The 13,595-nt window shown below is 35.1% G+C and carries 11 protein-coding genes and 2 tRNA genes; 7 read left to right on the top strand and 6 right to left on the bottom strand.

From position 1 onward, the window contains the following. The first annotated feature begins 54 nt into the window (after nt 1-54). Nucleotides 55-477 (top strand): hypothetical protein, encoded by a 423-nt coding sequence (locus tag OZP12_RS02715; RefSeq protein WP_281227520.1) that lies wholly within the window; start codon nt 55-57, stop codon nt 475-477. Between the two features lie 77 nt (nt 478-554). After that, the gene (locus OZP12_RS02720; RefSeq protein WP_281227521.1) at nt 555-1,049 is read left to right on the top strand and encodes a septal ring lytic transglycosylase RlpA family protein; all 495 of its coding nucleotides are present in this window, start codon (nt 555-557) and stop codon (nt 1,047-1,049) included. Between the two features lie 2 nt (nt 1,050-1,051). On the opposite strand, the gene OZP12_RS02725 is transcribed toward OZP12_RS02720, so the two are convergent. Beyond that, nucleotides 1,052-1,519, bottom strand: a complete 468-nt coding sequence (locus OZP12_RS02725; RefSeq protein ID WP_281229117.1) for a CYTH domain-containing protein — start codon at nt 1,517-1,519, stop codon at nt 1,052-1,054. 176 nt (nt 1,520-1,695) lie between these two features. Between OZP12_RS02725 and dinB the strand changes: the two genes are divergently transcribed. Then, nucleotides 1,696-2,778 carry a DNA polymerase IV gene (gene dinB / locus OZP12_RS02730; RefSeq protein ID WP_281227522.1) on the top strand — a complete coding sequence of 361 codons (1,083 nt, stop codon included), beginning with the start codon at nt 1,696-1,698 and terminating at the stop codon, nt 2,776-2,778. Nucleotides 2,779-3,177: 399 nt separating this feature from the next. On the opposite strand, the gene OZP12_RS02735 is transcribed toward dinB, so the two are convergent. The 5 genes from OZP12_RS02735 to rseP all read right to left on the bottom strand — a co-directional run bounded on the left by OZP12_RS02735 (nt 3,178) and on the right by rseP (nt 6,479). Next, entirely contained in the window at nt 3,178-3,405 is a 228-nt protein-coding gene (locus OZP12_RS02735; protein ID WP_281227523.1) for a hypothetical protein, read from the bottom strand. Between the two features lie 776 nt (nt 3,406-4,181). Then, on the bottom strand, nt 4,182-4,778 hold the full coding sequence (locus OZP12_RS02740; protein ID WP_281227524.1) for a hypothetical protein: 597 nt from the start codon (nt 4,776-4,778) through the stop codon (nt 4,182-4,184). A gap of 89 nt (nt 4,779-4,867) precedes the next feature. Continuing rightward, a tRNA-Asn gene (locus tag OZP12_RS02745) sits at nt 4,868-4,941 on the bottom strand. A 37-nt stretch (nt 4,942-4,978) separates the two neighbouring features. Then, nucleotides 4,979-5,052, bottom strand: a tRNA-Asn gene (locus OZP12_RS02750). Nucleotides 5,053-5,135: 83 nt separating this feature from the next. Further along, on the bottom strand, nt 5,136-6,479 hold the full coding sequence (gene rseP / locus OZP12_RS02755; RefSeq protein ID WP_281227525.1) for an RIP metalloprotease RseP: 1,344 nt from the start codon (nt 6,477-6,479) through the stop codon (nt 5,136-5,138). A gap of 199 nt (nt 6,480-6,678) precedes the next feature. On the opposite strand from rseP, the gene OZP12_RS02760 reads away from it, so the two are divergent. The 4 genes from OZP12_RS02760 to OZP12_RS02775 all read left to right on the top strand — a co-directional run bounded on the left by OZP12_RS02760 (nt 6,679) and on the right by OZP12_RS02775 (nt 13,593). Continuing rightward, complete coding sequence (locus tag OZP12_RS02760) at nt 6,679-7,752, top strand: NADH:flavin oxidoreductase/NADH oxidase (protein WP_281227526.1); 1,074 nt, start codon at nt 6,679-6,681, stop codon at nt 7,750-7,752. Nucleotides 7,753-7,869: 117 nt separating this feature from the next. After that, entirely contained in the window at nt 7,870-8,910 is a 1,041-nt protein-coding gene (locus tag OZP12_RS02765) for a Gfo/Idh/MocA family oxidoreductase (protein ID WP_281227527.1), read from the top strand. A 415-nt stretch (nt 8,911-9,325) separates the two neighbouring features. Continuing rightward, entirely contained in the window at nt 9,326-10,573 is a 1,248-nt protein-coding gene (locus OZP12_RS02770; RefSeq protein ID WP_349293565.1) for an MFS transporter, read from the top strand. A 182-nt stretch (nt 10,574-10,755) separates the two neighbouring features. Beyond that, the gene (locus OZP12_RS02775) at nt 10,756-13,593 is read left to right on the top strand and encodes a TonB-dependent receptor (protein ID WP_281227528.1); all 2,838 of its coding nucleotides are present in this window, start codon (nt 10,756-10,758) and stop codon (nt 13,591-13,593) included. Nucleotides 13,594-13,595 lie beyond the last annotated feature (2 nt).

The following is a 13,595-nucleotide window of genomic DNA, read 5'->3' on the forward strand; positions in this document are numbered from 1 at the left end:
GGGGTTTTTTTATGTCTTTTTTTGTCTATATTTGTTTAAATTAAAAAGATATTTATGTACGCTATTTTACAAAAAATTCATTCCGGTTGGGCTTATATTGCATTGTTAGTTCTTGTTATTGCTGTTGTTAATGCTTTGATAGGAATGTCTTCCAAAAAAGAATTTACTCCAAAAGACAGAAAAATTGCTTTGTTTGGATTAATCGGTATACATGTTCAATTATTGGTTGGTGCAATATTGTATTTTGTCTCTCCACTTGGATTGTCCGCATTTGGACAAATGTCTGACAAAGCTTTGCGTTTAACTTCACTTGAGCATCCATTAATTAATATAATCGCGGTTACTTTAATTACAATTGGCTGGTCAAAACATAAAAAATTAACGACTAGCGAATCAAAATTTAAAACATTCTCAATATTTTACGGTTTAGGATTAGTGCTTATTTTGAGTAGAATTCCTTGGTCATTATGGTTTTAAGCCATCTTAAAAAGTCCTGAAAAGGACTTTTTTTGCTCTTTTTTTGCTTCCCAAAAGTTCCATTTAATAAACTATAAATGAAAAAAGTAATCACGCTTTTATTTTTACTGGCCAGTATTGGTATGGTAAGAGGTCAAAGTTCTATCATAAACAGTAAAAAATTTTCTATTAATAAAGACACCGTAAAAAAAACAAATAAGGTAGTCGAAAAAGTGGTGGAACCAGTTGCGGTAGTCCCGGATACTACAGTCGTAGAAACAGGTAAGTTTGTTTTTTTTAAGAAAAATTGTCATGCCTCTTATTATCATGATAAGTTTAATGGTAAGAGAACAGCCAGCGGAAAACGATTTGACAACAAAAAATTATCTGCTGCCCATAGAAAATTCCCCTTTGGAACTAAGTTAAGAATTACAAATGAAGCCAATGGAAAATCCGTAATTGTTGAAGTAATCGATCGTGGCCCTTTTGCAAGAGGGAGAGAAATCGATTTAAGCAAAAGAGCTTTTATGGAAATTGCTTCGAATAAAGGGGGTGGTGCGGTAGTTGTGAAAATAGAGGAATTACAAAAATAAAATCACCAATTCATAAAAGGATTATTGCTAAGGTAAGCATTATAATACCTTTTGTCATTCGTAACTTCTTCACCGAGCCATATAGGTTTTTCAAAGGATTCGGTTTCCGATTTCAGCTCAATTTCAGCCATCACAAGGCCTTCATTTTTCCCATAAAATTCATCAATTTCAATAATATGACCACCCGCTTTGACTTCAAATCGGGTTTTGTCGATTACGCCAGCTTCACATAAAAGCAATAATTTTTCAGCTTCATCAATTGAGATCTCTTTTTCCCATTCAAATCGAGACATTCCTGACTGGTTAGAGATTCCTTTTATCGTCAAAAAACCTTTGTTGCCTTTTATACGCACTCTTACTGTTCTTTCGGGAACCGAACTTAAATAGCCTTGTTTAATTCTGTTTTGGGCAAAAGATTCCTTTTTGAAGGCATCTGAAGTCACCAAAAATTTTCTTTCTATTTCTATCATTTTTTTGTTTTTTGTAGCTTGTTCCAGCTGTTCACTATATCTGTTGTCCTTCTCGTCTTTTGGGACGAGACAGGACAACAGGATGTCGTTTCCATCTGGGCTAGGGGATTCGTTGATCAAAGATATTCATTTATTTTTTAACAGTTTCGGCATTTCATTTTTTCTAAATTTGTGTTATGTCCGAACCGCTTTCACATAGAAAAATCATTCACATCGATATGGATGCGTTCTATGCATCAGTGGAGCAAATGGATAATCCTGAGTTAAAAGGAAAGCCTATTGCGGTTGGTGGAGCTGAGAATCGTGGAGTGGTTTCAGCGGCAAGTTATGAAGCTAGAAAATTTGGTGTGCGTAGTGCCATAAGTGGTTTTTTGGCCAAAAAAAATTGTCCTGACCTTATTTTTGTGAGACCTCGTTTTGATCGCTACAAAGAAATCTCCAAAAAAATCCATAAAATATTCCATGAATATACGGATTTGGTTGAACCTCTTTCGCTTGACGAAGCTTATTTGGATGTTACCAATAACAAAAAAGGAATTCCAAGTGCTACTTTATTGGCGCAGGAAATTCGGGAAAGAATATTCAATGAGGTTGGATTAACGGCTTCGGCAGGGATTTCGGTTAATAAATTTGTGGCCAAAATTGCTAGTGATTACAATAAGCCTAATGGTCAAAAAACAGTCAATCCGGATGAAGTCGTTTCTTTTTTGGAGCAATTGCCTATTCAGAAATTTTACGGAGTTGGAAAAGTCACTGCCGAGAAAATGTTTCAGCTTGGAATTTTTACCGGTTTGGATCTAAAAAGCAAAACACCGGAATTTCTGGAAAAACATTTCGGAAAGGCGGGCGGGTTTTATTATAATGTAGTTCGTGGAATCCATAACAGTGAAGTAAAATCACATAGAATTGCAAAATCAGTAGCGGCTGAACATACATTTGATATAAATCTTTCCTCGGAGGTATTTATGTTGGAAAAGCTTGAAAAAATTGCACAGGAATTGGAACGCCGATTAAAAAAGCATCAGATTTCCGGTAAAACCATTACTCTTAAAATAAAATACAGCGATTTTACCCAACAAACAAGAAGCAAAACGATGCCTTACTTTATTTCAGATAAAGCACTTATTTTTGAAACGGTCAAGGAACTTCTGTACCAGGAAAAAATGAAAGATTCTGTCCGGCTTCTTGGAATTTCCTTAAGTAATTTAAATACCGAAATTAAAAAGACGATAGTAGTTCAACTCAAATTTGACTTCTGATTTTAGAGCCTGTTTAAATTTTATTTTTGAGATTTATTATTAAAGGATTTTTGAGTGAAACAAGGCAAATTTTTATAGAATAGCAGAGCTATTATTTAAAAATTTAACGAAGTTATAGCCAAAAATCGTCATAAGAGAGCCAATAAATAAAACTTAAACAGGCTCTATAGATTTTGTTGCAATTGTTGCCAATTTTTGGACATGCTTATTTCATTCGAATACATAAAATCTGAGTCAAACAGAGCTTGATTTTTATAAAACCAATATTGTTATTAGCATTTACTGATAATAGGTTCTACAATTGTTTCAATAATTGATTCGATGATTGAGGCTTCGGCTGTAATTAAAATACTTGTTTTCATAATATTTAGTTTTAGAGTTGAAATAAATTGTACTTGATTAATAAATTTTATTGTTTTTGCGAGGATTGGCTTTAAAAAATGAATCCAATTCCGGGATTTCGGGATCTACTGATATGGTTACTTTGTGGACAACAGGCTCAGTAGCCGGTTCTTCTATTTTAAATTCTTTTGGTTTTGCGTGGTTTAAGTGTTCTAAAACCATTTCCGGCATAAAGGCAAACATATTATTGTTGTTGTTTTCTGTATTTGGTGTTTTTGCTTCCATTTTGATTCATTTTAAAAATTAAAGCGAAATTACTTCGTATGATCTTGGACTTGATTATTCTACAGTTAAGAAATATTTATGTCCAATGAATCTTTTTATAAATTTAAATTCAGTCGATTTTCAGGTTCAGTTGAATTTGCTCCTTGAAAGCGTCTAGTCTTAGATTAACACAGTTTTATTTCAATGAGCGTTCTTGATCTGTTTTTACTGCTTTTTTGAATTTGTTTCAAAGTGTTTGAAGGATGTAGTAACAAGAGTTTCTAACACCTCTATAAGAGAACGTTTTGTTCAGTTTTTTGAAATTACTGTCGTATCAATTGTGTCATATCTGTAGGTATTAAATAAATAATATTTTTGTTCAGTATGAAGGTTTTTGACATTGTTTAGGGCTAAATTATTAAATTATTATAATCAAAATCGACTTTTAGGTGATTATTTTTGAATTTATGTTAATTTAGTTTATAACCAATCTTTTTTTGTAATTCTGATTTTTTTTGATGGATTTTTTTTCGGAATTCGTATTCGGCTAAAACTATTTTATAACATTTTGATCTTAAAAATTTTACGTTGCTTTAGTTATGATTTGTATCAACAAGAAGGATTTTACTAAACAGATGACAATAAATAAATTGAGTGGTCTTTTTAAGTGAATGTAAAATGGAATTATGGAAAAAGTCTTGTAAACTAAAGGAGTCTCTTTTTTCAAAGAGCTATTTTTTTGGTTCTGCAAAAGAAATTATGCAGGACAAGAAGATGATTTGATATAATTGTTTTTCTTAGAAAATATAACCAAATCCTATATGCAGATAAGGGATGTATTGATTTCTTTCATAGTCACCATCTACATTTTGTATATTGCCATTTGTAGAATTAGCTTTTATATAAACTATTCTGTATCCTAATCCTAAAGCGGTCTCGTATGTAAAATGGTTGTCTATTTGTCGTTTTATACCCCAAGTAGGGATAATGCCTAAATCGGCTATTTTGGTTACGTTATCGGGTAAATTAATCACAAACCAATCTGGGTGATAACTTGTCTTAATTGAAATGTAATTTCCACTATTGTTAGCTGTATTTCGTCCTCTAGAATTCCTTTTGGCTAAATTGTAATAGTATCTTGGTTCAAGTGTTAGGACTGGTTGAAGAATAAAACCAGTATTTTTGTAATGATCACCAACCAGAAAATCGTTTTCTAAACCAATCTCGCTTCTTAATGCGATACTAGTAGACAATCTGAATTCATTGTTTGCCCAGATACCTACTTTTGAACCAAAACCAGTGTATATTCCAAAAATTGATTTCTCAACTTTGCCATCTTGAGCATTTGCATTTGCACCCAATGCAATTATTAGAAATACAAATAATTTTTTCATTATAATATGATTGGATTTTTTTAATCTCAGATGTATTTGTCTTGTAGGGTTTAAATGAAAAAGACCATCATTTCTGATAGTCTTTTTTGCTCCCCCTCTTGGGCTCGAACCAAGGACCCTCTGATTAACAGTCAGATGCTCTAACCAACTGAGCTAAGGAGGAATCACCTTAAAAGGTCAATATGTTTGCTAAAAAGTTGCTCCCCCTCTTGGGCTCGAACCAAGGACCCTCTGATTAACAGTCAGATGCTCTAACCAACTGAGCTAAGGAGGAAGTTGCTGTTCTTTTTAGCGAGTGCAAATATAATCGAATTTTTGCTTTGACAAAAATATTTTTACTCTTTTTTACAACTATTTTTATTTGCCCATTATTGCCTTGTAAATATCGTTTCCGTTGGCAAACAAAAGCAATGAGATAAGGAGTACAAAACCAACCATTTGGGCGTTTTCAAGGAATTTGTCGCTTGGTTTTTTACCGCTTACAATTTCAAATAATAAAAACATTACATGTCCTCCGTCAAGTGCAGGAATAGGTAATAAGTTCATTACTCCAAGCATAATTGATAAAATTGCAGTGATGCTCCAGAAAACTTCCCAACTCCATGAACTTGGAAAAATGTTATAAATGGCATGGAAACCTCCCACTTGTTTGTAAGCTTTGGTTTCAGGATTGAAAATCATTTTCAATTGTTTACCATATCCAACCAATTGATCTTTTCCTTTTTCGATTCCAAAAGGAATAGATTCTAGGAAGCTGTAGCTTTGATGAGTAATTTTATAATATCCTAGTTTTTCTAGAGAATCAAGACCTAAGCCACCAAGTTGAACACCAAGTTTTCCTTCTTTATTTACTTTTAAGTCTAAAGTTATTTGTTTTTGATCTCTTAAAACTACTGCAGAAATTGATTTGTTTTTATTGTTTTCCAAAATAACTTTGGCTTGATCCAGGTATTTTGTAGTCTGCCCATTTAGTGACAAAAGAATATCTTTTGGTTTTAGGTTTTGATTTGCCGATTCATCAGCTATATTACCAATAACAAATGGGATTCTGATACTTGCCAATGGTTCTTTTTCAAATTTTGACAATTGGTCAACAAAATCATTAGGCATTTTTATAGTTTGCTGAGCGCCGTTTCTTTCGATAACCACTTCTTTTGCTAAAATAACTTTTGAGTTGATTTCTTTATCAAAACGAATGATTTTTTCTCCGTCAACAGCAACGATTTTGTCCCCTGATTTGAATCCGGCATTGATCATTGCCTGATTTTCTATTAAAAGACCGTCTTTCATGTCGGCATTTGAAATATAGGAATCCCCGTAAGCATAAGCCATACCAATATATATGATGAAAGCAAGAATGAAATTTACCGTTACTCCTCCCAACATGATAATCAAACGTTGCCAAGCTGGTTTGGATCTGAATTCCCAAGGTTGCGGAGGCAAAGCCATTTGTTCTTTGTCCATGCTTTCGTCAATCATTCCGGATATTTTCACGTAACCACCCAGAGGCAACCAACCGATTCCGTATTCTGTTTCGCCAATTTTCTTTTTTAGAAGGGAATATTTTACGTCAAAAAACAAGTAAAATTTCTCGACTCTGGTTTTGAATGCTTTTGCAGGAAGAAAATGCCCTAATTCGTGAAGTATGATAAGTAACGATAAGCTCAATAAAAATTGAGAAAGCTTGATAACTATTTCCATTTTTTAATTTTCGGTTCTTTAATGACGGACAAAAATAGTATTTTCTGTTTTATTATTTGTGCTATATTTATTGGAACCCTTTTAAATGTTTGTTAATTAATGAATTTTCGTTTCTATTGTCCGCTTAGAACAATAACTTTACTAGATAAAACCTTAATTTTAACACTGTATTGCTTAAATTATTAATACCCTTTTGTTTATGGCATCAAAATTATTTTCTTCTCTTCAAATAAAAAGCATCACACTCAAAAACAGAATCGTAATTTCACCAATGTGCCAATATTCAGCAGAGGATGGCTTTGCGAATGATTGGCATTTGGTTCATCTTGGCAGCCGTGCAACTGGTGGTTCTGGTTTAATTATTCAAGAAGCAACAGCCGTTTCTCCTGAAGGCAGAATTTCTCCTGAAGATTTGGGATTGTGGAGTGATGAGCATATCGAAAAATTACAGTCGATCACCAAATTTATTATTAGCCAGGGCTCGGTGCCGGGAATTCAATTGGCGCATGCTGGAAGAAAAGCTAGTGTTTCGGCTCTATGGCTTGGTAATAAAAAATTAGATTTCGATCAAGGTGGATGGCAAACTGTTTCTTCAAGTGCGATTCCATATCATGATGGTGAGCCTTTTTTGCCAAAGGAATTAGATAAAGACGAAATTAATAAACTAGTTTCTGATTTTAAACAAGCAACAAAAAGAGCGGTAAAAGCAGGTTATCAAGTGCTGGAAATTCATGCGGCGCACGGTTATTTGCTGCATCAGTTTTTGTCTCCTTTGACCAATTCCAGAACTGATGAATATGGGGGATCTTTCGAAAACAGAATCCGATTTGCATTAGAAATCGTTGATGCAGTACAGTCAGAATGGCCATCAGATTTGCCTTTGTTTGTTCGAATTTCAGCTACAGACTGGGCAGATGGCGGATGGAATGTTGAAGAATCGGTTCAACTTTGTAAAATTTTGAAAGAGAAAGGAGTTGATTTAATTGATGTTTCTTCGGGCGGATTGGTGTCGTATCAGCAAATTCTTGTTGGGCCCAGTTATCAGGTTCATTTTGCAGAAAAAATAAAAAAAGAAATAGGAATATTAACGGGGGCAGTTGGTTTAATAACTACTTCGCAACAGGCCGAAGCCATTGTAGCAGAAGATAAAGCAGATCTTGTTTTGTTTGCAAGGGAATCACTTAGAAATCCAAATTTAGGTTTACATTTTGCTCAGGAATTAGGAGATGATGTTCAATGGCCAAAACAATACGAACGGGCAAAAAAACGATAAGAATAACTTTTAAAATTTAAATTTAATTTTGGAACCATTAAAAGAGTAAGTTTCAAACTTGTTTTTCTTAATGTTTTAAAAGAAATTATATAGAAATCATTGTAAATATAAATGCAAATGCAAAAAATCAAAACAGCGCTGTTGTCATACGGGATGTCAGGAAAAGTTTTCCATGCTCCTTTTTTAGATATTCATTCCGGGTTTGAATTGCTTGGTTCTTGGGAAAGAAGCCAAAAATTAATTCAAGTGGATTACCCTTATGCAAAAAGTTATCCTACGCTGGAAGCACTGCTTCAGGATGATGTCGATTTGGTTATTGTGAATACTCCTGTAGGAACTCATTTTGAATATGCAAAACAAGTTCTGCTTGCCGGGAAACACGCTGTGGTTGAAAAAGCTTTTACTACGACTGTTGCCGAAGCTCAGGAACTGAGGGATTTGGCTAAAGAAAAAGGAGTGAAACTTTCGGTTTTCCAAAATAGAAGATGGGACAGCGATCTTAAAACCGTTCAAAAGGTTCTTTCGGATAATGTGTTGGGTGAATTGGTGGAAGCCGAATTTCATTTTGACCGATACAATCCAGTTTTGAGCCCAAAAGTGCATAAAGAAACCGCTAATCCGGGCGCTGGAGTTTTGAAAGATTTAGGGCCGCACATAATTGATCAGGCTTTGTATTTGTTTGGGGTTCCACAAAGTGTTTTTGGCGATATCCGTATTACTCGTGAAAATTCTTTAGTTGATGATTGGATTGATATTTTGCTTTTCTATTCGGATTTCAGAGTGCGATTGAAAGCAGGTTTTTTTGTTAGGGAAGCCAATCCTGCGTATGTTGTTCACGGTAAAAAAGGTTCTTTTTTGAAACATCGTGGCGATGTACAGGAAGATGAGTTAAAACTTGGAAAGAAACCAAATTTTACTACTTGGGGTGCAGAAGCTCCGGGTTTTGAAGGATTGTTGCATACGGAGATAGAAGGAAGAATTGTAAAAGAAAAAGTGCCAACCTTGCACGGAAATTATTTTGACTTTTTTGAAGGTGTTTATCAATCAATTGCAAATGATTTACCGGAACCGGTATCAGCACAAGATGGTGTTAATGTAATGCGAATTATTGAAGCGGTAATCGAAAGTAGTGAGCAAAAGAAAGTTGTTGATTTGTAAGTTTTGGGTAGTGGGAAAAATGCTCAATTTCTCCTCCTAAGTTCTATTTTTAAAATCAAATTAATCTGTGTAAATCTGCCTAATCTGCATGAAAAAAATAAGCACGCAGACTTCGCAGATTTTTTTGTATGCTTTTAAAAAAGCAAAAATGTTTCCCTCTGAGCCCCGATTACTTCGTCAATTCGCTTCGCTCGTGTGAAACGAAAATCCTCCCTGACAGGGGTTCGGTCAGGGAGATTGTAGTGGATAGCGGGCTCCATTTTTCTAAAAAAGCCAAATCTTTTCGCTTCGAAAATAAATAATTAAGGTTCAACTTATAAACAATAACGTTGTATTAAGCAGTTTGCCTAAAAATGTTAAAATTACACACATTGATTTTGTAATTTTGCAAACACAATTTTAAAATAGAGAAGGTTTGCAGTATTTTAATTTTATAGGCAGGTACAAAGCCAAAGGAAAATACAAGAAAACATATCGGGATGTCAAGGAATCTTATTTATTCAGGATTCGTTGGGCAGTTTCGTCTTTTTATTTTGGTATGGGTTTGTGTTTTTCCAGCTGGGCAAGCCGAATACCAACAATCAAAGCTGCATTACATTTAAGCGATGGTCAACTTGGAACAATATTGTTTGCTTTGCCTGTAGGACAGTTGACGATGATGTTTTTTTCCGGAAAATTAGTTACCCGTTTTGGGAGCCATCGTACTTTGCCTTTTGCTATTTTGATGTATGCCTTTAGTTTGACCAATATGGGTTTGGCTCAAAATGCTTGGCAATTGGCTCTTGGATTGGTTTCTTTTGGGATATCAGGAAATTTAACAAATATATCGGTAAACACTCAAGGAATTTATACCGAGGGGCTTTTCAGGAGAACCATTATGACTTCCTTTCACGGAATGTGGAGCTTGGCTGGATTTACAGGAGCTTTGGTCGGACTTGGGATGCTTGCTTTGAAAATAGGAACTTATACTCATTTTTTAATTGTGGCTTTTGTGGTAGCATTATTGGTTGCTATTAATGTCAAATACTTAATAAGAGCTAAAGAAACAGTTCGCCCCGAAAAGAAAAAAAGATTCAGAAAGCCCGATAAGTCTTTAATTTTATTAGGGATTATCGGTTTTTGCAGTATGGCCAGTGAAGGGATTATGTTTGATTGGAGTGGAGTGTATTTTAAAGATATTGTTAGAGCACCAGGGCCTTTAATCGTTGTGGGATATACTTCTTATATGATCATGATGGCCAGTGGACGATTTTTTGGGGATCGTTTAATTAATAATTTTGGTCGAAAGAAAGTTATGCAAATTAGTGGTATCATGATTTCGACAGGATTGTTTAGCGCAGTATTTTTCCCGTATATTATCCCTTGTACACTTGCCTTTATGGTTGTGGGATTGGGTGTTTCGACTATTATTCCAACTCTTTACAGTATTGCAGGAAAGCATCCAACTATTCCGACCGGAGAAGCATTGACTGCCGTTTCGAGCGTTAGTTTCTTGGGCTTTTTGATGCATTGCCTGTTATTGGCCATATTGCTGAACTTTTTAGTTTGCGATTTTCCTTTGCTTTTATTGGAATTTTTGGCTTTTTCATCGCTTTTATGGTTAGCCGAATTAAAGCAATCGAATAAAAAAACAAGAAAATATTTCTTTTTTATAATTACTTAATAGTTTTTTTCATAAGTTTATGACCTGAGTTTCGATTTAATACTTTTTTATTGAATTGAAATTCAGGATACCACATTTTATTTAGGTTTTCACATCTTTTTCAAAGACATTTTTATCCTTTTTGAACAAATCTAATTTTTTGAATACACAGTAGATGTATTCAATAAGTTTACAAAATAGATATGGGTAAATTTTGGTTAGGAATACTTTTTTTATTGAAGCTATCTTTTGTCTTTTCCCAAAAACCAACGGGGATTAAGGGAAAAATTATTGATTCTAAGAGCCAAAAGCCATTGGAAAATGTAGTGGTAACAATTGCAAACACGCAGTTGATGCAACTTACTTCAAATGATGGTGTTTTTGGTTTTTATGCTGTTGCACCCGGAAATCAATTATTGCTTTTGCGCAGTCAGGGGTTTAAAGATTTGATACTTACGGTTGCGGTTATCCAAGACCAAATGTTGGATTTGGGTGCCATTCCCTTAGATGATAATCAAACATCAGAACAGCAAACAGGTATAATTACTTTACTCGAAAGTGATTTGAGTGATGACAACAGCGGTTCCGAAAGTACCTCGGGACTTTTACAATCTTCGAGAGATGCGTTTCAGCAGGCGGCCGCTTTCAATTGGGGACAGGCTCGGTTTAGGATTCGGGGATTGGATAGTCAATATGCGACAACGATGATCAATGGCGTTACGATGAATAAACTCTTTGATGGGAGACCACAATGGGGCGATTGGGGCGGATTGAACAATGTGGTCAGAAATCAGGAATTTACTATGGGTTCTTTTCCTTCGGATTATGCGTTTGGGGGTATTTTGGGTACTCAGGAAATCAATACCCGTGCTTCGATTTACAGGCCAGGAACTACTTTGTCTTTCTCGGGAACCAATACCAATTATGATTGGCGTATGGTGGGAACTTACGCTTCGGGGATGAACAATAAAGGTTGGGCTTTTGGGGTTTCAGCAGGGACACGTTGGGCTGAAGAAGGTTATTTTGAGGGGACCAATTATAATGCTTTAGCTGGTTTTATTAGTGTCGAAAAAAAGATAAACGACCATAATTCCCTAAATTTTTCCGGATTTTACACCCCAAATTCCAGAGCCAAGAATTCCCCAAATACTGCCGAAGTAACTGATTTGACAAACGATAAGTACAATTCCTATTGGGGTTGGCAGGACGGTAAAAAGCGAAATGCGCGGATAAAAACCATTGAAGAACCCATTTTGATGCTGAATCATTTTTGGAATAATGGTGATAGTTCTACACTCAATTCAAGTTTAACCTATCAATTTGGGAAAATCACAAACAGCAATATTGACTATCAAAACGGCAATAGCCCCGATCCCACTTATTACAGGAAAATGCCGAGTTATTACACTTCAATGTATGCGCCGGACAATGGGGAGTTTTCGGGAGCATTTATCCCTGATTATGAGGAAGCGGAGAAAAGCAAAGAACAATTTCTAGCCAATAGTCAAATCGATTGGAATGCGCTGTATTATGCTAATCAGGATCCGGTTTTGGATACCAATGGAAAAATTATTGGTTATGCTCCCGCCAAAAGTAATTATGTTTTGTATGAAGACCATACCGATGATCAAACAATAACGGCCACTTCTGTTTTCAATACTCAAATGAGCGATAATCTTTTCTTGACGGCAGGCGGTTTTTATAGTCATCTAAAATCCCATAATTACCAGCAATTGACTGATTTATTAGGAGGTTTGTATTTTGATGACATTGATGTTTTTTACAATGGGAATCAGGCGCAGTCCGATTTGAATCATCCCGACAGACAGGTTGTGGAGGGCGATATTTATGGTTACAATTTTAATTATTTTGCTAATACTTTAAACCTGTTTACCAACTTTAAATTTACTTACGATAAAATCGATTTTTATTTGGCACAGAATTTCGTTAGTACCAATTATCAGCGGGAAGGTTTGTATCAAAACGGACTTTATCCAACCAATTCTTTTGGCAAAAGTGAGAAAGTGCAATTTGAGAATTTTGGTTTCAAAGGCGGAATCCTTTTCAAAATTTCGGGTAGGCAACAGGTGAATTTTAACGGTGCTTATCTTTCCAATGCGCCGACAATGAGGAATACTTTTCCGAATTCTCGCTTGAATAATTCGGTTGTTAATGGATTGGAAAGTGAAAACATATGCAGTTTGGATGCAAGTTATTTTTTTAGAACTCCAAAGTGGCAAACCCGTTTCACACTTTTTTATGCCAAAATAAAGAACATCACGCAAACTTCATTCTTTTATGCCGAAGGGATTTTTGATGATGGAGATGGATATGCAAATACCGATGCATTTGTAAGTCAGACCTTGACACATTTGGACAAGAAGAATTTAGGAGCTGAGTTCAGTTTTCAATATCAATTGAGTCCAACGCTAATGATTAATTTTTCAGCTTTTTATGGTCAGTTTACTTTTGACAGCAACCCGAATGTTACTATAACCAACGATGCACAAGCCACTACTGAAAATCCCAATCCCACATTTGATTTTGGAACATCAACTTTAAAAAATTACAATCAGGCGGGAATGCCACAGCAGGCAGTTGCTTTGGGAATTGAATACAGAGATCCCAAATATTGGTGGATTGGTGCCAATATCAATTATTTGGCCGAAAGTTTCATAGATATTTCTCCTATTTCCAGGACGGATACATTTTATAAAAATCCGGCAAGCGGTTTCAATTTTCCCGAAGCTTCAGAGGAAAGAGCCAGAGAGTTATTGAAACAGGAAGAATTTGACCCAATCACTTTGTTAAACATTTCGGGAGGGAAATCTTGGAAAATAAAGGGAAAGAACATCGGGCTTTTTGCATCGATAAACAATGTTTTGGATATCAGCTACAAAACAGGTGGATACGAGCAGGCCAGAAATGCCAATTTCAGACAACTCAATCAGGATGTTTCCAGTGGCACTCCCAATTTTGGCAACAAATATTTTTATCGTTACGGCAGGACTTATTTTGTAAACCTGTACATCAATTTATAAAT

Origin of the sequence: Flavobacterium aquiphilum, assembly GCF_027111335.1 — a bacterium.
GTDB lineage: Bacteria > Bacteroidota > Bacteroidia > Flavobacteriales > Flavobacteriaceae > Flavobacterium > Flavobacterium aquiphilum.

Excerpts from the sequence above, each read along its gene's own strand:
- OZP12_RS02715 (WP_281227520.1), top strand. The coding sequence starts at position 55 with ATGTACGCTATTTTACAAAAAATTCATTCCGGTTGGGCTTATATTGCA.
- OZP12_RS02720 (WP_281227521.1), top strand. The coding sequence starts at position 555 with ATGAAAAAAGTAATCACGCTTTTATTTTTACTGGCCAGTATTGGTATG.
- OZP12_RS02725 (WP_281229117.1), bottom strand. The coding sequence starts at position 1,519 with ATGATAGAAATAGAAAGAAAATTTTTGGTGACTTCAGATGCCTTCAAA.
- dinB (WP_281227522.1), top strand. The coding sequence starts at position 1,696 with ATGTCCGAACCGCTTTCACATAGAAAAATCATTCACATCGATATGGAT.
- OZP12_RS02735 (WP_281227523.1), bottom strand. The coding sequence starts at position 3,405 with ATGGAAGCAAAAACACCAAATACAGAAAACAACAACAATAATATGTTT.
- OZP12_RS02740 (WP_281227524.1), bottom strand. The coding sequence starts at position 4,778 with ATGAAAAAATTATTTGTATTTCTAATAATTGCATTGGGTGCAAATGCA.
- rseP (WP_281227525.1), bottom strand. The coding sequence starts at position 6,479 with ATGGAAATAGTTATCAAGCTTTCTCAATTTTTATTGAGCTTATCGTTA.
- OZP12_RS02760 (WP_281227526.1), top strand. The coding sequence starts at position 6,679 with ATGGCATCAAAATTATTTTCTTCTCTTCAAATAAAAAGCATCACACTC.
- OZP12_RS02765 (WP_281227527.1), top strand. The coding sequence starts at position 7,870 with ATGCAAAAAATCAAAACAGCGCTGTTGTCATACGGGATGTCAGGAAAA.
- OZP12_RS02775 (WP_281227528.1), top strand. The coding sequence starts at position 10,756 with ATGGGTAAATTTTGGTTAGGAATACTTTTTTTATTGAAGCTATCTTTT.